The following is a 19,936-nucleotide window of genomic DNA, read 5'->3' as shown; positions in this document are numbered from 1 at the left end:
CCGCTAGCGCGCCCGTTTCCAGCCTTTGTCTTCCTGCCGCCAGTAGGCCAGTTCATGGCCTGCGGTTTTCAGGCTCGACCAGCGGGTGCGGGCAGCGGCCACGGCCTGCTCATCGTGGCCGTCAAACAGATCAAAAACCCGTTCAAACTGTGCACAGTTCTCACAGGCGCGGCTTTCCAGCAGAAACAGGAAAGGGGCGTTGTTCGGGGTGTCCTCTTCCGTGGTCAGCCAGATGGGCTGACGCTCGGGTAAAAGCACGCCCTTGCTGCCATGGGGCAGCCATGTGGGGTCAGAAACTTTCCATAGTGCTTTATCCACATCATCCAGCAGGGCTTTGCTCGTGCACCACACCGCAGCCTTTTGGCCGCTGGCCAGCGTGCGGGAAAGAAGCTGCGGCAGGGCTTCAGTCACGCTGGTGCGGGTAAGGTGGTAAAAGCCGATCTGCGTCATAATCCCGATTGTCCTGTGCTCTGGCGGAAGGAGTATAGCAAGCCTTCGGGCTGGCAGAAGGGGGTCGTGCGTTGTGCCCTGCCGATCAGGGCTGCTTTCTTCCATGTGTGGGGCACATGCGAGCCTCCCTTTGGGGAACGATCTTTTTCCGTCTGCGCTGGCATACCATGAAATGAAAAATGAGAAGGCGCAGATCACGCCGTGCATACCCGGCAGGCCAGCCTCTTGGCGGAGGTTCTGATGGTTTTTGATGCGGGCAGAAAAATGAGCGTGATCTGAGCGGCTTACGTGAAGAAGGACAACAGAATACCATGCAAAAGACAGTCACGCTGGCAGATGGCACTGTTTTGCCCACATTGGGCATGGGCACGTGGAATATGGGGGAGGGAGACGCAGAGCGCAGGCGCGCGGAAATGGCCAGTCTTCAATATGGGGTCGAGGCCGGACTGAAGTTGGTGGATACCGCTGAAATGTATGGAAACGGCCGCTCCGAAAGTCTGGTTGGCGAGGCCATTTATCGGGAGCGTGACAAGGTTTTTCTGGTGACAAAGGTGCTGCCTTCCAATGCATCGGAAGACGGTGTGGCCAAGGCCTGCCGTAATTCCCTGCGGCGGCTGGGAACGGACTGGATTGATCTTTATTTGCTACATTGGCGGGGTGGCGTACCGCTTGCCGAAACGGTGCAGGGTTTTCGCAAACTGAAGCAGGAAGGGCTGATCCGCAACTGGGGTGTCTCAAACTTTGACGTGGAAGACATTCTGGAACTGGAAAATTATGTGCAGCCAGGAGAATGTCAGGTGAACCAGATTTTATACAGTCTGGAACATCGCGGGGTTGAGTATGACCTGCTGGATGCTGACAGATACCGCAATATTGTGACAATGGCGTACTCGCCCATTGGGCAGGGCGGGGCGCTGTTGCAGAACAAGGCGCTTAAAGTGGTGGCCAGCCGCCACAAGACTTCAACTGGCCCGGCAACCGCAGCCCAGATTGCACTGGCATGGGTGCTGCGTCAGCGCAACATGATTGCCATTCCCAAAGCTGGTTCCATTGATCATCTGAAACAGAACATTGCCGCACAGGAGATCACGCTAAACGATGCGGATCTGGCTGAGCTGGATCGTGCTTTTATGCCCCCAGAAAAGAAGGTCTCTCTGGAAATGATCTGAGAGGAAGAGTGCAAGGGGAGATCACGCCTTCCCTTGGAGTGAGCGGACGTAAAACAAAAGCCCACTTCTTTTATGAAGTGGGCTTTTGCCGAAATCCGGTTTGAAGAAAGCACGGTTCAGGCTTAGCCATGAGCGATAAACCGTGCTGCCAGGATTACAGGGTGACGTTCACACCAAACTGGAAGGAACGAACAACAGCCCCTTTCTGAGACCAGGAAGAGTTGTAGAGGTAGGAACCGTAAGTCCCGAAATCGTACGGGGAGCGGAACCCGAGCAGGTTGTAAACCGTGGCATAGAGGCGCCATTTCTGGTTGATGTTGTAGCTCACGTTCAGGTCAACATCCCACCAGTTGCGAATATGGCACTGTGTTGTGGGGGCAGCAGCACTGCCGGCCAGCAGATTGGCGCTATCCGAGCAACTGCGGGTGCCGGGACCGTTGGTGTCTTCAGCAACGTTCTTGTAACCGCTGGTGTAATACACAGTCGGTGTAACGGCCAGGTTCTTCCAGATAAACGTGTTGGACCAGTTTGCACGCCAGCGCGGCGTGCCAGAGGCGGCAACGGCGTTGTACGGGGCCAGTGTGCCAGCCCAGTGCTGTACCTGCCCATTAGGCATGGTCAAGTTGAAAGAGTGAACATACGTGGCCTGACCAATGCTGATCAGCCGGATATTGCGCAGGACGCCGGGCAGACGGGTGTTGGCGTTGATTTTGAAGTCCACACCATCTGTCATCAGGCTTTTGGTGTTCACATAGCCAAGGTTCACCATATAGGGGCGAAGCTGCCCTCCGGGGTTCTGGGTATCAATCTGGTCCGGTGTTACGCTTACGCCACTGGGCAGAGCGGCATCATCCCCAGCAAGCCAGGCGTTGGCGATTGTGGAAGCCCCCAGAGAATCCGGACGATGATGCAAAGCGGAATGGGGCGCGTCAGTCTTCCGAGCGGGGGCGGCGGCCGATATGAACGGTCAAGACCAGAGGCTGGTTCTTCCGCTGCACGGTGACTTGTAAATCCGTGTTGGGGCGGGCGGCGGCAATGGCGCGGATCATGCTGCGGGCCGTGTCCATGTGTTCGCCTGCCATGGCCGTAATGATGTCGCCTTTTTTCAGACCGCCGCGCGCAGCTGGGCCGTTACGGTCCACTTCCGCCACAAGGGCGCCATTGTGGGTGATGATGTCTTCCAGAGTGGCGCCCAGCCAGCCCCGGTCAAGATGCCCATCATGCCATAGGGAATTGACAATGGGGATGACAATCTCGGACGGGATGGAAAACCCAAGCCCCACAGAACCACCGGTGGGGGAGACAATGGCGGTGTTCAGCGCAATCACCTGTCCTGCCAGATTGAAGGTGGGGCCGCCGGAGTTACCGGGGTTGATGGGGGCATCAAGCTGAAGGAAATCATCAAACGGGCCAGTGCCAATATCCCGCCCGCGAGCAGAGACAATGCCTACCGTAACGGAGGACCCCAGCCCGAAGGGGTTTCCCGCTGCCACAATCCAGTCTCCAACCTGCACAAGGCGGCTGTCCCCCCATTGCACGTAAGGCAGAGGGGTGTTGCTCTGAATTTTGATAACGGCAATGTCTGTCAGAGGGTCAATGCCGAGAAGCTGGGCGGTGTATTCCTTACCGTCCACCAATGCGACGGTGATTTTGTCAGCATCCTCCACCACATGCCCGTTAGTGACAATCACGCCGGATGGATCAAGAATAAAGCCCGAGCCCGCGCCCAGAACTTCATCGCCATGTTTGCGCATCCGTTCCCGGAAGCGGCGTTCCAGTGGGGTGCCTTTTACGGCGGAAGGTAGTTTTTTTCGTTTGTCAGAATCGGAATCCCGCGTCACGGCAATGTTGACAACGGCGGGCACCACCTTGCGCACCAATGGCGCGAAGGATGTAGGGCCGGGTGGGGCGACCAACGGGACCGCAGGGGCAAAGGTAGGCAGCGGTTGCGCTTGAGCAGCGCCTGCTGTGCTCTGGGTTGCGGACAGGCAGGCGGCAGCAACAACAGGCAGGCTGCGCAGGAGTGTCTTCATCGGGCCGTGGTCAGGTTTCCAATCATGGTCACTTCTGCCCTTGTTTCCTGCTCTGGCGCAATGGTGATGTGTCCTTGTTGTAACATTACAGGGCGGAATGTCATGAAAACATCACGCTTTACCCAACGCCTTAACGGCGGGAGGCCCGTGGTTTTGCAGGGGCGAGGGCTGGGTTTTCAGGCCATTCGTGCCGGGGATAACGGCCGCGCATGTCCCGCCGCATATCCGCCCAGCCCCCTTGCCAGAAACCTGCAAGATCCGCCGTAATGGCCTGCGGTCTGCCTGCGGGGGAGAGGAGAGCCAGCCGGAGAGGCACCCGCCCACCGGCAAGCTGGGGCGTTTTATCCGTGCCGTAAAACACCTGTGCCCGTGCTTCTGCAACCGGCACAGGCTGCGTGTAATCCACTTTGGCGGTGCCACCGGGGAAAGGCAGGCTGGCGGGCAGATGCGTATCCAGCCAATTTGTGCGGGCATAGCCCAGATGGTTGCGGAGCAGTGTGGTGAGATCCAGCTCCTTGAGGTCCGTGAGGGAAGAGAGCCCCTCTAGCCACGGGGCCAGCCAGTCTTCCATGCTGTCGGCCAGTGCCGGGGTTGAGAAAACCGGCCAACCGTCTTCCACGCCATGGGTACCGCCGGGCAGCGTGCGGGCCAGTTCTACACGGGCCTGAAGCTGGCGCGCGGCATCGCTCCATTCCAATGCGGTATCGGGGGTTGCTTTGGCTTGGGCCAGAAGCAGGGCGGAGGCATCTCCACTCTGCACTTTTTCTGTACGGTCCCGCAGGACAAGGCAGCCAATACGGGTGCGGCGGCGGGCCAGAATATTGCCTGATACGGAATCAAGCGAGGTTTCAACCTGCTCCTTTGTGCGATCCAGCAGCGCCGGAGGCAGGGCGTTGAGATCAAGCGGAGCGGCCAGCCGGATTTCGGCAGAGGTGCGGAGGTGCAGGCCAGCCACGGCCAGCAGTTTTTTTTCTGCCAATGGGTCATCACGGCGCAGGCGGGCGTTGGTGCCGCTGGAAAGGCGGAAATTTCCAGCTTCCCCGCGCGAGAGCGCAATACGGTCAGGAAAGCCAGCAGCCAGCAGGGCGGCAGGGTCTCCGCCCGCCGGATGCCGGGCCTTCAATCCCAGCCGAAGGCGGAAGCGGGATGCGGCCTGCCGAATACGGGCCAAGGCTCCTCGGTCTGCATCGGGATGATCTCCCCCCGCTATCAGGTCCAGCCGCAGAGAAATATCCGCCGGTGGGATGGGAGGCGGCCCAGATCGACCAGCAGCGCGCGGACGCAGCGGGTCCCGTTCTTCCAGCAAGGCGGCGAGGTCAGCCGCCAGTGCGGCTTCTTCTTCCGTGTTGGCCGCCAGCATCATGGCGGCCAGACGTGGGTGAGTGCCCAACGCGGCCATGTTGTGCCCAAGTTGGGTGATTTTACCGGCGTCATCCAATGCACCAAGCATAGTGAGCAGTTCGCGCGCGGTCGCTACGGCGCTGCCCGAAGGCTGATCGGGCAGAGGGAGGGGGGCATCATTTTCCCCCACGCTATCTGCCCATAGTGCTGTTGCCAGCACAAAATCGGCCAGATCGGCTTCCAGAATTTCCGGACGGTCATGTTGCGGCAGGCCGCGTTCCGTGGCGGAGGTCCATAAACAGATGGCGGTACCGGGTGCTTCTCGCCCTGCACGACCCGCACGCTGGCGGGCGGCAGCCTTGGAAATACGCACCGTTTCAAGGCGGGAGAGACCTGCGCCGGCATCAAAACGGGGTGCACGCCGAAAGCCGCCATCAATCACCACGCGTACACCCGGAACAGTCAGGGATGTTTCGGCAATGGACGTTGCCAGAATAACCCGTCGCTCGCCTGCGGCACCGGGGCGCAGCACACGGGCCTGCTCCGCCGGGGGGAGTTCTCCGTGCAGGGGTAAAACGGTGGCGGCGCAACCATCCAGAAGCTGCATGGTGCGCCGGATTTCGCCCGTGCCGGGCAGAAAGACCAGAATATCCCCTTCAGTCTCAGCCAGAGCCTGCCGCACGGCGGTGGCGGTTACGTTTGTCAGATCGCGTATATGAGGGATGTCCCGTTTGGCATGCTGCACGGTGAGCGGAAACATGCGTCCCTCACTGGTGAGCACGGGGGCGTTCATCAGACTGGCCAGGCGCTCGGTTTCCGCTGTGGCGGACATGGCCACCAGCCGCAGGTCAGGCCGTAACGTGCGTTGCAGGTCCAGACAAAAGGCAAGAGCAAGGTCTGCCTCCAAAGAGCGTTCATGCACTTCATCTACTATCACGCAGGCCACGTTTTCCAGCATGGGGTCCCCCAGCAGACGACGCAGGAACAGACCTTCCGTGAGCACTTCAATGCGGGTGGCAGCAGAAATGGCGGCATCCAGGCGGGTGCGGTAGCCCACAAAACCACCAACCTCTTCTCCCATCAGTGCGGCAATGCGCTGGGCGGCGGCGCGGGCTGCCAGCCTGCGGGGTTCCAGCATGATGATGCGATCGGCCTCTCGCCGCCACGGCGCATTGGCCAGAACCGGCGGGACAGTCGTGGTTTTACCCGCACCGGGCGGGGCGACCAGAATGGCGGAGGGTGGATGCCCCGCAGACGGTTCCCGAGCAAGAGCCGCAAAAAGGCCGGGCAGGGCGTCCTTTACCGGAAGACCATCAGCCAGAGAGAACAGATCCTGAGTGTGAAGCGGTGTGGGCATAGCCGCTTTATGGCTCTCCGCGCCGCGCACGGCAATGTTTGCGCGCCAGGAAGAGGTAGGGCTGCTAGGAGAAAAACCCTGCAAATGCGGACCGAACTGTTGTGGTTTATCACAGAACCGTGATATGCGACTGATTCTCATTTACGAAATGGAAAGTAAGGGTGTGGTGGCGGTTCAACAGGCGGCGGGGCGCGTGGCAAAGCAGGGCAACAGGAAGCTGACAGCACGAAGTGCGTGCCAGTATGGCGTTTTTCTATGGAGTATGATGGCTGGACTGCCGGTTATGGTGGCGCAGGCAGCCGATACGGATGATGCCGCCAAAAAGAAAAGCCAGCAGCATCAGACCACTGACAATGATATGCCCAGCAGTGTGGAAAGTCTTGTGGTGCAGGGCGAGCGGAACAGAAACGCCACAACGGATGGTACGGGTAGCTACGTGGTGAAAGCTGTTTCCATGAGCAAGATGCTGATGCGGCTGGATGAAATTCCACAGTCAGTATCTGTTCTGAGCCGCCAGCAGATGCGTGATCAAAACCTCAATACCGTGGATGATGCGCTCAAGCAGGTGCCGGGCGTGAATGTCAACCTGTATGGCGATGGCACAGCCGGCATGACCGCCCGCGGGTACGCGCTAACCCCTCAGTTTGATGGTGTGCCCTCTACCGGGGGGCTGCAAATGGCGCAGCAGTTTGATGTGGCTATTTATGATCGGCTTGAAGTACTGCGTGGCCCTAACGGGATGTTTCAGGGATCGGCTCCTCCGGGCGGAAGTGTGAACTTTGTGCGCAAGCGGCCGCTGGATCATTTCAAGGCGCAGGGGTCTTTCAGTGGTGGGTCATGGAACAATTTCCATGCGGATGCAGATGTGACAGGCCCGCTTACGGCTTCAAAACGTGTGACAGGCCGATTTGTTCTGGCGGGCACGGATCGGGATTATTTCTATCAGAAAGCGCATGATCGCCGCTGGACGGCGTACGCAGATATTGATGTTCATGTCACAGATCATACCACCGTGTCTCTGGTGGCCATGGGGCAGAAAAACGATACCACGCGCTTTATGGGACTACCGCGCGCGACTGATGGCAGTGATCTGCATTTGAACCGGAACAGTTTTGTTGGCGCGGACTGGGGATATACCACTTCCCCCATGTATGAACTGGGCGGCGAACTGGAGCATCGCTTTGGCGGTGGATGGCGCGTGCGGCTGAGTGGCCGCCACCGTGTGACAGATAACAGCCAGCATTATAGCTATCTCAATAGTCCGGTTACAGCACAGAAACGCAGTAATTTTGTTGTCTCCACAGCTTCTATCCATGATCAGTATGATGGTGCAGACCTCTATTTTACCGGCCCTGTGCGCGTGTTGCGTCATAAGATCGATCTGTTGATTGGAGGGAATTATGATTCTGATGTGATGGTGGATGGCGGAGCATCGCAGTCATGGCGGACGGATACTTCCCTGACCGGACTGGATATTTTCTCTCCTGCCATTTCAAGCACTATTGAACCTGCTCTGACCACCATGTATCGGGAGCCCACCAGACAGGGAGGGGTATATGGGTCAGCTCGTGTTCATCTGTTGCCTTCTCTTGAACTGATGCTGGGCGGGCGGTTAAGTTTCTATGAGTACAAATACAAAAATATTTCGAGAAACACGCCTTATGTCATCAGCCAGAAAAACAACGCGGTGCCAACGCCGTATCTGGGGCTGGTGTGGCATTTTGTGCCCAACCTTACCGCCTATGTCAGCTTTACGGATACGTTTTCACCCCAGTCTGCCTATAGCCTGTCCGGGCGTTTGAAGCCTGTGCTGGGGCAGCAGATTGAAGGGGGGCTGAAAGGGAATTTCTTCCACCGCAACCTGAATGTGACCGTTGCCGGGTATCGGGTGGTTGAGCGGAATAAGGCGATTGAAGACGGTGATCAGGATCCCATTTGCGGTCGTTCTGGTACCAGCACCTGTTACCGGGCCGCAGGCAAGGTGCGCAGTCAGGGGGCGGAAGTAGAAATGATAGGCCGCCTGCTGCCGGGGTGGGATATCAATGCCAGCTACACCTACAATGATAACGTTATTCTGAAAGACAGCACGGCCTCTCTGGTCGGGCAGGCTTATACACCCAACTCACCCAAGCATCTGTTCAAACTCTGGACCCATTATCGTTTTGCTCCGCCGGAGGTAACGCGCAATGTGTGGAGCGTTGGTGGCGGCCTGACAGCGCAAAGTGGCACTTTTGGAACGTCCCGCACGGTGACACAGGGGAGCTACGTTGTTGCCAATGCGCAGATTGGCTATCAGCTTCGGCCTGAACTGAACATTACTGTCAACGTCAACAACCTTTCCAATACACGTTACTATCAGCGCCTCGGAAATATTTATTACTACAATTACTATGGCGAGCCGCGAAACTTTATGGCCACGGTACAGAGTGTTTTCTAAAACCTGTTTGCAGGGAAAGAAAAACCCCCTCCTGAGTGAAGGGAGGGGGGAAGGGTCTTCAGTTGCCTGATGAGGATGTGGTGCTTTTTGTAGTAGGCACCTTCAGATAACTGGGCTTGGGCGAAAGCGTTTTGGACTTTGCGGTTGATGAGGTGCTGTCATCGCCCTCACCAGCAGGGAACACAGGGTCAGGTTCGCTGCTGGAGGGTGATGCGGCGGGTGCCGTCGTGTTCTGAGGAGCCTCCGTGCCCGGCACGTCCACCTTGGGTGTTGTAATATTTGGCACCTCTACTTTTGGGGTGGTGATGGGTGCGTTGGTTGGCTCGGTGGTGGGCGAGGCCGGCTCCGCTGTGGACGGGGTGGGAGAGGTGACAGCCTGCGTTGTGGCAGCAGCGGCGGGTGCTGCGAGTGCGGCAGGGGGGCTCTCACCGGGTTTGCCCAACTGCTGGGTCTGAATGGCAGAGCCGACGGGTGTGCCCCCGGCATCCACAAGCCACGTGCTCAGGGAATGGCGAACCTGATATTCCAGTTCCACATTCATCCGCTGCATCATGTTCTGTGTGATTTCGTACAGATTGGCCGGACTATCCGCATCCCCTTTTGAAAGGTCAGGATGCACGGTGCTGCTGACATGGGCTTCAGCATGGGCGGCTTGCGTACCTCCGGGGTTGAGGATGTTCAGGTGCACATCAATCTGTCCATTTAGTGTGCCACCGGAATTATGCAGGATGGAGGCGCGATCAATAACAAATTGAGCGGTGCTGCCATTGTTGCTGGCTGCGGCCAGCCGATCCTGAACCATCTGGCGCACGGCCTGAGCAGGTGGCGTGGGTGCGCGGGGGCCGATATCGCCTTCAACAGGGTGGGTGACGGTATTATCCACCACAGAAAGCGTGCTGACATTCAGGTTCATCTGGCTGAGGTAATCATAGCGCAGCGGGGCAAAGTGCGTGGGTTGCTGTTCGCTCGCACAGCCAGCCAGCAGGGCTGGCAGCACAAGGGCGGCGGTGAGCGACAGGCGTAACGGGCGAGAGAACAGCGTCATGGTGTGGACCCTTTCTAGTCAAAGATCCCGGATCAAACTCGGATGCAGGCAGGAGCCGAGACTCTGCCCGGCCAAATCCTGCCTTCGGCGGCGGCGGCGGTCAACGGCCCGTTATGGTGTGTGCTGCGCTTCCTATCCGGACTGGCATGCAGTAGGGTCCGGCCATCAACAAGGAGAGTAAGTGTGGAGCGTAACCCGAGTTGCCCGACCTGCGGCTGTGAACACGTTTATCCGGATGGCAGCCTGTGGATCTGCCCGGAATGCGGGAACGAGTGGAGCCAGGACGCCACGGGCAACGATGCAGCGGAAGATACCAGCGTTGTGAAAGATGCCAACGGAAACGTTCTGACCGATGGCGATACCGTGACCGTTATCAAGGATCTGAAAATCAAAGGGTCCTCTCAGGCGGTGAAGGGTGGCACCAAGGTCAAGAACATCCGGCTGACCGATGGTGCGGACGGGCATAATATTGCCTGCAAAATTCCCGGTTTTGGCGCGATGAATCTGAAATCTGAATTTGTAAAGAAGTCCTGAGGAGCCGTCTTTCCTAGGGATCAGAGACATCCCGCAGGGCTGGGGCAGGACGGTTTTTGAGAGCCAAGTTGCCCATCATAAAAACGTCCTGTCAAAACACTCTGTCTGCAAGCCCGGTGCCAGTGCATCGGGCGTACAGTTATTCCGTGTTTTTGTGCACATAAAGGCGGGCATCCTGACCCGGACAGTCCGCCGCACCAAGCTGCCCGAACTTGTTTTGCATTTTGATGCTCTGTTGTCGGGAAGCCCTATGTAGAAAAGGGCGGGCCTTTCAAAGGCCTTCGGGCAATTTTGACTGCATCATTTCTTTTCTATCAATTTTGCGGCCATCGACGATAAAGGTGCTGTCCCCTACCGCATGTAGGGTCCGTTGTTCCTTCCGGCTGGTGTCAAAATAGGCTTCAAGCCCTTCCAGAATAAGAATGTTGTGGCGGTCAATTCTGTCCACCAGCCTGCACTCGATATTGGCGAGGCATTCCTTGATAAGAGGCGCTTCAACATGGGCTGCTTTGAGGGGGGTGAGCGCGAATTTATCAAATTTGTCAGTATCTTCGCCTGAGCACGTGCCGATCCCCACCACGGTATCAATCATGTCCACAGTCGGAAGTGAGATCACGCACTCCTTTGTTTTTGTAAGTGCGGTATAAGAATAGTTCCATGGTCCGGTGGTAATGGCAAAACTGGCTGAAAAATCCAGCACCATGCTCCACGTCAGGGTCATGATGTTGCTTCTGGTGCCATCATGCGTGGTGATCAGAAGAACCGGACCGGGTTCCAGCAGCGTAAAAGCGCGGTTGAGGGGCAAATGCTTCATGTCATCCTCTCCTGCTCACGTCTGTCCACACTGGCACAGTCTTGGTGAGAGCGCTCTTCAAAAAGCCAGCGCTTTTCAAAGGGGAAACTCTGGCAGATCTGACGCGCAACCGGGGTGAACGTTACAGACCAAAAGAGGCGTCATGACGCTGGAAGCAAAACGGCCCGTGCAACAGGGCTGTGTGCATGGGCCGTTAAGGGATGTTTTGTTTAACAAAAGCCGAAAAAAGGGAGGATATTTCAGCCTGCGTGAGGCGAAATATCCTTCCGGGGAAAGCGGAAGTCGATGTTGCAGAACTCACAGGTCATGACAATCTGGCCGTCATCCTGTGCCATATGGTCCAGATCATCATCCGGGAAGCCCTGAAGCACATCGGCCAGACGCGCGCGCGAGCAACGGCAACCATAGGCCAGCGCGCGCGGGTGGCCTATTTGCAGACCTTCCTCATGGAACAGGCGATACAGGAGATCAGCCGGAGGCAATGTATCGTCCAGCAGTTCCCGGCTGGTGAGGGTGGTCGCCAGAATGGTCGCTGTCTCCCAGCTTGCATCGGCATTCTCATCTCCCACCACGTGAGAGCCCCCTTCACCCGCAATACGCTCCAGCACCAGTCCACCTGCGCGCCAGCCTGCATCGGTCATTTTGCAGCTTAGATAGATCCAGCAGGCGTGCTGTTCACTGGTGGCGAAGTAGTGGGAGGCCATGGTGGCAAGATCATCTCCCGCAATGTCCACAATACCCTGATGTCGCTCCGTATCCGGTCCCTGATCCACGGTCAGGGCAAGATAGCCATTGCCCAGAAGATCGCGGTCTGTCGGGTTGGGTGTTTCTGCCAGAAGCGCGTTCAGGGCGTCTTCATCCGTGCGGGCGTAAAAGCGCAGAGCACCCGTATCCGTGCAGTCCGCAACCAGCATGGTGACAGGACCATCGCCCTTGATCTGAAGAGAAAAAGAGCCCTGAAACTTCAGCGCGGAGGCCAGTGCCGCCACAACAGTCAGCGCTTTGCCTGCCAGCCGGGTGACGGGGGCAGGATGGTCATGACGGGTCAGCAGCACATCCGCCAGCACGCCAAGGCGGATCAGCCGTCCACGTACGGGGCGGCCTTGCAGGAAAAACGGGGTTATGCCGCCCGGCACAACCAGATCAGGCACATCGGGACGGTCACGGTCAAGAAAAGCGGGGGTTTGCATGATGGGGGGCCTTGAAAAAAGAAAAACGGGCAGAAAGTGCGCGGAGGCCATCCACATAAATGCTTGAGAAAAAGCATCCTATGGCTGGCGGCGCTCTTCTGCCCGCGTCAACACGTTCTGCTTTAAATGGCGCTTGAAATGTCCAGTTCAAGCTTTTCCAGCTTCTGTTCAAGCGCCCGGCTGGTTTCAGCATCCATGTCCAGCCCATCTTTCAGAGCGCGTAGCAACCCCTGACGGCAGGCATCATGGGCGCTGTCCAGATCAGCAGCACGGCCGCATCCTGCCAGGCAATCCAGATAGGAAGCACGGAACGGAGCCAGCTTGTCTGCCGGGAAAGGCAGGGTTGCCAGAATTCTGTCCAGCGAATCTTCCACCCAGCCGGGGGCGGCGGGTGTTTCTTCCGTGCTGGTAGGGTGTGCGTTCTCCGTACCGCTCATTGCTTATTCCTTCCCGAAAGAAAGCCAGTCTGCGCCGCCCATGGCCCATGCCAGCACACCTTTCTGGGCATGCAGGCGGTTTTCAGCTTCATCAAACACCACGGATTGCGGGCCTTCAAACACGTCCTTTGTTACTTCCTCACCAATATGGGCAGGCAGGCAGTGCATGAACAGGGCATTGGGGGCCGCAAGTGCCATCAGGGCAGGATTGACCTGATAGGCTTCCAGCTTGGCCATGCGGGTGGCGGCTTCTTCTTCTGAATCAGACATGCTGATCCATGTGTCCGTCACCACGCAATCAGCACCTTTAACGGCTTCACGCGGGTCAGCCATCCACTCTACCGCGCCACCTTCACGGGTGGCCCAGTCCAGCACGTCCTGCGGTGGGCGCATATCTGGCGGGGTAGCGGCACGCAGTTTGAACCCAAAGCGCACGGCCCCTTCAATCAGGGACACCAGCACATTGTTGCCGTCACCAGTCCAGGCAAAGGTGCGGCCTTTTACGGGGCCGCGATGTTCTTCAAACGTCAGAACATCTGCCAGAATCTGTACCGGGTGAGAGCGGGGCGTCAGGCCGTTGATAACGGGCACGCTGCTCCATTTTGCCAGATCAAGCAGGGAGCTTGTCTTGCCTGTGCGCAGCACCAGCGCATCTACAAAGCGGGAAAGCACGCGGGCAGTGTCGGCAATGGTCTCACCCCGGCCCAACTGCATTTCGCCCGGTGTGAGGATAATGGCGTCTCCCCCAAGCTGGCGGATGCCTACTTCAAAAGAAACGCGGGTACGGGTGGAGGGTTTGGAGAGGATAATGCCCAGCATCCGCCCGGCCAACGGTAGGCGCGGATGCAGCGGGAACCGTCGCCCCTGCTGCATGGTCTTCATGCTCCGGGCAACATCCAGAATCTGGCGCAGGGTTGCTGCGTCCAGATCTTTCAGGTCAAGAAAATGGCGCGGCCCGGCCTGGGTCTGGGGAGGGGAGACGGTGGAAAGGGCAGCGCTCACGGGGTTGGCTCCAGAACTGTCTTGTTATTATGGCTATTGGAAAAAATGGCCTGCCGCAGGCGGGATACCGCTTCCATGCAGTCTTCTTCCGTAATGGTAAGGGGTGGCACCAGACGGAGAACATTGTCTCCGGCCGTTACGCACAACAGACCAGCATTTTGTGCGGCAGCCTGCACTTCCCCTACTGGCGGCACGCAACGCAGGCCGATCAGCAGGCCAAGGCCACGGCGTTCGGAAAACACGCCCGGCGCTTCCTTCATCAGTTTATCCAGCTGGGTGTCCAGCAGTTTGGCGCGTGCCTGCACCTGCTCAAGAAAGCCCGGGGCCAGCAGAACATCCAGCACGGCGTTGGCGGCGGCGCAGGCCAGCGGGTTGCCGCCAAACGTGGTGCCGTGGGTGCCAGCTGTCATGCCTTTGGCGACCGCTTCCGTTGCCAGAACAGCGCCGATGGGAAAGCCGCCGCCCAGCCCTTTGGCGGTGGAGAGCACATCCGGCTTGATGCCTGCCCATTCATGCGCAAACAGCTTGCCGGTACGGCCAACACCACATTGCACTTCATCAAGTGCCAGCAGCACGCCCGTTTCATCACACAGGGCACGCAGCGCCTGCAGATACTCTGGCGAGGCAACCTTGATGCCGCTTTCACCCTGAATGGGTTCCAGCATCACGGCGGCGGTACGGGGCGTGATGGCGGCCTTCACGGCCTCGATGTCATTGAACGGCACATGCAGGAAGCCCGGAACCGGCGTGCCGAAGCCTTCCAGATATTTCGGGTTGCCTGTGGCGGAGAGCATGGCCAGCGTGCGGCCATGGAACGCGCCATCCATGCAGATGATTTCCGTCCGTTCCGGGTGGCCTGCAAGAGCCTGTGCCCGGCGGGCGAATTTCACCATGCCTTCATTGGCTTCCGCGCCGGAATTGCAGAAGAACGCGCTATCCGCAAAGCTGTTATCCACCAGCCGTTGCGCCAGCTTTTCAGCCTGCGGAATACGGAACAGGTTGGACACATGCATGACCTTGGCGGCCTGCTGCTGCACGGTTTCCACCAGATGCGGGTGGCCATGGCCAACGGAGCATGTGGCAATGCCAGCAGCAAAATCCAGGAATCGTCGCCCGTCCGTGGTGTACAGCCATGCGCCTTCGCCACGCTCAAAGGCGAGGTCGGCGCGGTTGTAGGTAGGGGTCAGGGCTGGAATCATGGAGGTTATCTTTGTGTTGCTGTCATTGTTCGAAAAAGGGACAAAATCACGCAAAACAGAAAACGCCCGCTGCCTGTGTGGAGCGGGCGACCCGTTGCGGACGCAATGATGACTGCGTTGTGCAGCCAGAGTCAAACGCAGAGTGCGAAAATCATACATGAAACTGTCACATTTCTTGCGTGCAGAGATGTGCTGACGTCATGAATAGTCATTTCGGTGTGTTTTGAGGCATACTCTGTTGCATGGCGTCTTCTTCCTCTTCCGGGCCTGACAGCCCACCCCCTCCTCCTGATCGCGCAGCTTTGCGAGAAGCGGCTTTGGCGCATCTGGCCCGTTTTGGCACCACCCGCCATGGGCTGGAGCAGGTGTTGGCGCGCCGTGTGTCCCGGTGGGAGCGTGCGGCGCTGAAAGCCGGGGCGGAAGCGGATGAGGTCAGCGCCGCGGTTGCCGCCCTGAAGCCCGTCATTCAGGCCGTGGCGGCAGATATGGTGCAGCTTGGCGCAGTGAATGATGAAGCCTTTGCCAGAGCACGAGCCAAAAAGCTGGTGCGTTCCGGTCGGTCAGGCAAGGCGGTGCAGGCGCATCTGGCTGCCCGAGGGGTGGAGGCAGATGTGCGCAATGTCGCCTTGCAGGATGTGGTGGAAGGGTTTTCTCCTCAGGAAACAGAGCTTTCAGCAGCTCTGGTTCTGGCCCGCAAACGGCGGCTGGGGCCTTTTGCTGGCAGGCCATCGCTGCGTGCGTCTTCTTATGAGGAAGAGGAGGAGCAGGATGAGAGGCAGAAAGCCATGGCCGAGCGGCAGCGCGCGCTTGGTGTGCTGGCCCGATCCGGTTACGGGCGGGATGTGGCAGAACGGGTGCTGGATATGGAGCCGGAAGAAGCCGGACGATGGATGGAGCGGTTGAGGTCCGAATCGTGAAGCGATACGTGTTTTTGCTGCTGCCGCTTTTTCTGGCGGCCTGCGGCGGTGGGTGGAATGGCTCCGTGCAATGCGCCCCTTACGCCAGAGAGCACTCTGCCATTAATCTGCGTGGTGCCGCAGCCAGTTGGTGGAACCAGGCACGCGGCCAATATGCACGGTCTTCCGCGCCGCATCAGGGAGATGTGCTGGTGTTCCGCTCTACGCGCCGGCTGCCATCGGGGCATGTTTCCGTGGTGCGGAAGGTGGAAAACTCCCGCCTTGTGCTGGTGGATCACGCCAACTGGGAGCCCGGGCGGGTGACGCATAAGGCGCCGGTGGAGGACGTTTCTCCTGCCAATGACTGGACGCGCGTGCGGGTATGGTGGTCACCTGTTCACGGGTTGGGGAAAACCGTTTATCCTGCTTACGGCTTTATAGAGCCTATTGTGATGGGCAGTAGCTGAGAGACGCTGACGGGGCCGGGCGTTTGGTATTGCCGCGGCGGGTTTTGCGGCCAGATGCAGGAGTTCGGGCTTGCATGAGAAGACAAGCGCCGCCATGTGGTCTAAGACAGACGCAGGATTAGATGGGCCGTCCCGGCTGTGTCGGCATGTAAGCAGAGGACTGTTGAATGGGTAGCTTGAGCATCTGGCACTGGCTGATTGTGCTTGTGGTTGTGCTGGTGGTTTTTGGTGGCGGCGGCAAGATCAGCTCCATGATGGGAGACTTCGCGAAGGGGATCAAATCCTTCAAGAAGCACATGGCGGATGATGAACCGATGGATGACAGCGCCAGCCGCCCCAACGGGCATATTGCGCCGCCTTCGGCCACCACGCCGGTTGAGCCTGTTCCCGCAGCGCGGGACAAGACACCGCAGCCCTGAACCCAAGGCGCTGGCAGGATCAAGGTATGAGCGAGAGCATGACGGATTTCGCGCGGGCCGTGCAGGATATTCTCACGGCCGGGCAGCGTATGGATTCCCGCGGATGGGTGCCCGCCACGGCTGGTAACATCAGCCGCAGGCTTGCGGATGGCCGTATCGCCATTACCCGTTCCGGTGGCCATAAAGGGTTTTTGCAGGCGGCGGACGTTATTACCGTGGATGAAAACGGCAAGCCGCACCGCGCAGGGGATAAACCCAGCGCCGAGACGTTGCTGCATTGCCAGATCTACCAGCAGGATCCTACGGCGGGTGCTGTTCTGCATGGGCATTCCGTGGCGTCTACCGTGCTTTCCATGGTGGAAAAAAGCCCAGCCCTGCACCTGTCTGACTATGAAGTGCTGAAAGTGTTTGAAGGGCAGACCACGCACGAGACAACAGTGCCGGTGCCCCTGTTTGATAACGATCAGGATATTGCCCGTCTGGCCACGGTGGTGGCTCCGGCGTTCGGGGCCATGCCTGCGGGGTACATCATTCGTGGCCATGGTGTGTATGTGTGGGGCAAGGATATGCCAACCGCGCTGGCCCGGCTGGAAGGGTTGGAGTTCCTGCTGGCCTGCGCTCTGGAAAGAAGGAAGCTGGGCGTATGAGCACACTGACCATCTTTCAGGATACGGTGCCTGAAAAGCCTGTTCTCCTGACGCATGATCCGGTTGAGATTGCTGCCGAACTCAAGCCGCTTGGCGTGCGCTTTGAACGGTGGGAAGGGCCAGCCATTCCCCCGCGTGATGCGGATGAGGACGCCGTGCTAGCAACCTACCGTCCGTTTCTGGATAAACTGATGGGGGAAACTGGCGCGGGATCAGCGGATGTTCTGCGCGTGGATGAAAACACCCCTAATCGGGAAGCGCTGCGCGGCAAGTTTCTGTCCGAGCATATTCATAGCGAAGATGAAGTCCGGTTTTTTGTGCATGGTGGCGGTCACTTTATCCTGCATGTGGGAGACCGCATCTATGATGTGGAATGCACCCAGACAGACCTGATTTCCGTGCCGGAAGGCACAAAGCACTGGTTTGACGGCGGGCCCGAGCCCGATTTTGTCACGCTGCGTATCTTTACCCATAAGGAAGGCTGGGTTGCCGATTATACCGGCACGGATCTGGCCCACCGTTTTCTGGCGTATCCTCTATGAGTGTTTCTGCTGCTCCCCGTGTTGTGCTGCTGGATATTGAAGGCACAACAGCCCCGGTTTCCTTTGTGCATACGGTGCTGTTCCCCTACGCCCGCACGCATCTGCCGCGCCTGATTGCCGAGCGGAAGAATGACCCTGTGGTCAAGGACGCTCTGACGGAAACCGAACGGCTGGCCCCCGGCGTGCCGCCGCTTGAGCAGCTTGAGCGCTGGATGGATGAAGACGCAAAGGTAGCTCCCCTCAAGGCCTTGCAGGGCATGGCATGGGCGGAAGGGTATAAGCGGGGGGAACTGGTGGCCCGTTTATATCCAGACGTGGTGCCCGCACTGGAAGCATGGTCTCGCGCCGGGATTGAACTGGCTGTGTATTCCTCAGGCTCCGAACCCGCGCAGAAGCTGATTTACGGCCATACCGAGCAGGGAGATGTGACACCTCTGTTCAGCCGTTTTTTTGATCTGCGTGTAGGCGGCAAGAAAGAGGCTGAAAGCTACAGGGCTATTCTGCGGGAAACTGGCTGGCAGGATGAGGACGTTCTGTTCCTCTCCGATGTCACGGCGGAACTTGAGGCCGCGGCAGAAGCCGGGTTGCGCGTGTGCCAGATTGTGCGGCCTGAAGATGGCACAGTCGCGGGGGAAAAGTTTCCAACAGCGGCAACCTTGCCAGAAGCGGCAGCGCTGTTCGGCCTGCCGGGTGCGGAGCGCGCGTAACCATGCGGGCGCGGCTGCACCAGAACTGGCTGGATATTCCCGTAGAGGCGCGGGGCTGCGCTGCGGCCCTCGGCAATTTTGACGGGGTGCATCTGGGCCATGCTCATCTGGTGCATACCCTGCATACCACGCGGCCAGATCTGCCGCTGGCGGTGGTCACGTTTGACCCGCATCCGCGAGAACTGTTTCGCCCACAGGACCCGCCTTTCCGCCTGACCCTGTCGGATGAGCGGTTTGCCGCACTTGCAGCGCTGGGTGTGAAACATGTGTTTCAGATCCGGTTTGATGAAGCCTTTTCTCTCATGCCCGCCGAACGGTTTGTGGAAGACGTGCTGTATGAGTCCCTGGGGCTGCGGCATGTTGCCTGTGGGCCGGATTTTGCGTTCGGGCATCGGCGTGGTGGCAGTGTGCCATTTCTGGCTGAGCGCACGGCTGAACTGGGGGTAGGGTTCACGGCAGTGCCTGCTCTGGCAGATAGTGGCGGGCCTTATTCGTCCTCCCGTATCCGCCGTCTGTTGCAGGATGGCTACCCTGAACGGGCAGCGGAAGAACTGGGGCGGCCATGGTTTATTCGGGGTGAAGTGCAGCATGGGGACAAGCGGGGGCGCCTGCTGGGGTTCCCCACCGCTAATATCCCGCTTGGTCGGCATCTGGAGCCTGCCCGTGGGGTATATGCGGTAACGGTGCGCCTGCCAGATGGCAACACGCGGCCCGGCGTGGCCAATATTGGCCGCCGTCCCACCATTGATGATGGGCAGGAAAGCCGGGTTGAAGTCAATCTGTTCGATTATGAGGGGGATCTGTACGGCCAGACCCTTTCCGTTGCGTTGCATCGCATGCTGCGGGCGGAAAAACGCTTTAACGGACTGGATGAACTGAAGGCCCAGATCGCGCAGGATGCTCAGGCCGCCCGCACCGTGCTGGACGCGGAACTGGCAGGGTCATGACGGCCGTTTTCCCTCATCTTGTTTCATGCCTTGTCGGCATACCGTTAATGGCGAGTGCCCGGCATTTTTGGGTTCCGCCGCATAACGTTGTGATGTCTGCCGTCATTATCTACAGTGTTTATGTGGGGGTAAATTATGGCGTCAGAAAACTGATTTTCCTTCGTAAAACGTAAGCAGGTCGTCTGGCGTGCAGTGCAGTGCAGTATCCGTTGCAGCGCGCCGGTTTTTCGCCTGATTTTGGAAAAGGGGAGCAACCCGTTATGTTGTGTTGCTTCTTGACCCTTTTCCTTTGCGCTTTGATAA

Annotated in this window: 20 protein-coding genes; 10 read left to right on the top strand and 10 right to left on the bottom strand. The window is 58.6% G+C overall.

Going from position 1 to position 19,936, the window contains the following annotated elements; translation table 11 throughout:
- Positions 1-3: 3 nt before the first annotated feature.
- Positions 4-450 carry a DNA polymerase III subunit chi gene (locus QWU00_RS02565; protein ID WP_035379410.1) on the bottom strand — a complete coding sequence of 149 codons (447 nt, stop codon included), beginning with the start codon at positions 448-450 and terminating at the stop codon, positions 4-6.
- A gap of 311 nt (positions 451-761) precedes the next feature.
- On the opposite strand from QWU00_RS02565, the gene QWU00_RS02560 reads away from it, so the two are divergent.
- Positions 762-1,619 carry an aldo/keto reductase gene (locus tag QWU00_RS02560; protein ID WP_035379408.1) on the top strand — a complete coding sequence of 286 codons (858 nt, stop codon included), beginning with the start codon at positions 762-764 and terminating at the stop codon, positions 1,617-1,619.
- Positions 1,620-1,773: 154 nt separating this feature from the next.
- Here QWU00_RS02560 and QWU00_RS02555 read toward each other — a convergent pair whose 3' ends face one another.
- From QWU00_RS02555 to hrpB, 3 genes are all read right to left on the bottom strand, one after another.
- Positions 1,774-2,532, bottom strand: a complete 759-nt coding sequence (locus QWU00_RS02555; protein WP_035379406.1) for a TonB-dependent receptor — start codon at positions 2,530-2,532, stop codon at positions 1,774-1,776.
- A gap of 16 nt (positions 2,533-2,548) precedes the next feature.
- Positions 2,549-3,652, bottom strand: a complete 1,104-nt coding sequence (locus tag QWU00_RS02550) for a S1C family serine protease (protein WP_035379404.1) — start codon at positions 3,650-3,652, stop codon at positions 2,549-2,551.
- Between the two features lie 130 nt (positions 3,653-3,782).
- Entirely contained in the window at positions 3,783-6,350 is a 2,568-nt protein-coding gene (gene hrpB, locus QWU00_RS02545; RefSeq protein WP_035379496.1) for an ATP-dependent helicase HrpB, read from the bottom strand.
- 124 nt (positions 6,351-6,474) lie between these two features.
- Here hrpB and QWU00_RS02540 point away from each other — a divergent pair, with 124 nt between their 5' ends.
- Positions 6,475-8,787: a TonB-dependent siderophore receptor gene (locus QWU00_RS02540; RefSeq protein ID WP_231551644.1), complete on the top strand. Its 2,313-nt coding sequence runs from the start codon at positions 6,475-6,477 to the stop codon at positions 8,785-8,787.
- Positions 8,788-8,845: 58 nt separating this feature from the next.
- Here the strand turns inward: QWU00_RS02540 and QWU00_RS02535 are convergent, their stop codons facing one another.
- Complete coding sequence (locus QWU00_RS02535) at positions 8,846-9,832, bottom strand: superantigen-like protein SSL4 (protein WP_035379402.1); 987 nt, start codon at positions 9,830-9,832, stop codon at positions 8,846-8,848.
- Positions 9,833-10,015: 183 nt separating this feature from the next.
- Here QWU00_RS02535 and QWU00_RS02530 point away from each other — a divergent pair, with 183 nt between their 5' ends.
- Positions 10,016-10,366, top strand: coding sequence for a zinc ribbon domain-containing protein YjdM (locus tag QWU00_RS02530; RefSeq protein WP_035379400.1), 351 nt, complete (start codon positions 10,016-10,018; stop codon positions 10,364-10,366).
- Positions 10,367-10,637: 271 nt separating this feature from the next.
- Here the strand turns inward: QWU00_RS02530 and QWU00_RS02525 are convergent, their stop codons facing one another.
- The 5 genes from QWU00_RS02525 to QWU00_RS02505 all read right to left on the bottom strand — a co-directional run bounded on the left by QWU00_RS02525 (position 10,638) and on the right by QWU00_RS02505 (position 15,008).
- A complete protein-coding gene (locus QWU00_RS02525; RefSeq protein WP_035379398.1) occupies positions 10,638-11,180 on the bottom strand; it encodes a flavin reductase family protein in 543 nt (180 codons plus the stop codon).
- Positions 11,181-11,419: 239 nt separating this feature from the next.
- Positions 11,420-12,370, bottom strand: coding sequence for an Hsp33 family molecular chaperone HslO (gene hslO / locus QWU00_RS02520; protein WP_035379493.1), 951 nt, complete (start codon positions 12,368-12,370; stop codon positions 11,420-11,422).
- A gap of 122 nt (positions 12,371-12,492) precedes the next feature.
- Positions 12,493-12,807 carry a hypothetical protein gene (locus QWU00_RS02515; RefSeq protein ID WP_006558525.1) on the bottom strand — a complete coding sequence of 105 codons (315 nt, stop codon included), beginning with the start codon at positions 12,805-12,807 and terminating at the stop codon, positions 12,493-12,495.
- Between the two features lie 3 nt (positions 12,808-12,810).
- Positions 12,811-13,809, bottom strand: coding sequence for an ornithine carbamoyltransferase (gene argF, locus QWU00_RS02510; protein WP_035379395.1), 999 nt, complete (start codon positions 13,807-13,809; stop codon positions 12,811-12,813).
- On the bottom strand, positions 13,806-15,008 hold the full coding sequence (locus QWU00_RS02505) for an aspartate aminotransferase family protein (protein ID WP_035379490.1): 1,203 nt from the start codon (positions 15,006-15,008) through the stop codon (positions 13,806-13,808). Before QWU00_RS02505 ends, argF begins: the two co-directional genes overlap by 4 nt.
- Positions 15,009-15,250: 242 nt before the next feature.
- Between QWU00_RS02505 and QWU00_RS02500 the strand changes: the two genes are divergently transcribed.
- The 7 genes from QWU00_RS02500 (at position 15,251) to QWU00_RS02470 (ending at position 19,633) form a co-directional block, all read left to right on the top strand.
- Positions 15,251-15,925 (top strand): regulatory protein RecX, encoded by a 675-nt coding sequence (locus QWU00_RS02500; RefSeq protein ID WP_035379393.1) that lies wholly within the window; start codon positions 15,251-15,253, stop codon positions 15,923-15,925.
- Positions 15,922-16,371 carry a CHAP domain-containing protein gene (locus QWU00_RS02495; protein ID WP_081473559.1) on the top strand — a complete coding sequence of 150 codons (450 nt, stop codon included), beginning with the start codon at positions 15,922-15,924 and terminating at the stop codon, positions 16,369-16,371. Before QWU00_RS02500 ends, QWU00_RS02495 begins: the two co-directional genes overlap by 4 nt.
- Before the next feature lie 167 nt (positions 16,372-16,538).
- Complete coding sequence (locus tag QWU00_RS02490; RefSeq protein ID WP_006558530.1) at positions 16,539-16,790, top strand: twin-arginine translocase TatA/TatE family subunit; 252 nt, start codon at positions 16,539-16,541, stop codon at positions 16,788-16,790.
- Between the two features lie 26 nt (positions 16,791-16,816).
- Positions 16,817-17,437 (top strand): methylthioribulose 1-phosphate dehydratase, encoded by a 621-nt coding sequence (locus QWU00_RS02485; RefSeq protein ID WP_006558531.1) that lies wholly within the window; start codon positions 16,817-16,819, stop codon positions 17,435-17,437.
- Positions 17,434-17,979 (top strand): 1,2-dihydroxy-3-keto-5-methylthiopentene dioxygenase, encoded by a 546-nt coding sequence (locus QWU00_RS02480; RefSeq protein WP_035379388.1) that lies wholly within the window; start codon positions 17,434-17,436, stop codon positions 17,977-17,979. Before QWU00_RS02485 ends, QWU00_RS02480 begins: the two co-directional genes overlap by 4 nt.
- A complete protein-coding gene (mtnC, locus tag QWU00_RS02475) occupies positions 17,976-18,686 on the top strand; it encodes an acireductone synthase (protein ID WP_035379386.1) in 711 nt (236 codons plus the stop codon). The genes QWU00_RS02480 and mtnC overlap by 4 nt, the downstream gene beginning before the upstream one ends.
- Before the next feature lie 2 nt (positions 18,687-18,688).
- Entirely contained in the window at positions 18,689-19,633 is a 945-nt protein-coding gene (locus tag QWU00_RS02470; RefSeq protein WP_035379384.1) for a bifunctional riboflavin kinase/FAD synthetase, read from the top strand.
- Positions 19,634-19,936: the final 303 nt, after the last annotated feature.

The sequence above is a fragment of the Acetobacter tropicalis genome (assembly GCF_030644465.1).
Lineage (GTDB): Bacteria > Pseudomonadota > Alphaproteobacteria > Acetobacterales > Acetobacteraceae > Acetobacter > Acetobacter tropicalis.
The sequence above is the reverse complement of the archived record's forward strand: the minus strand, read 5'-3'. Positions and strand labels throughout refer to the sequence as shown.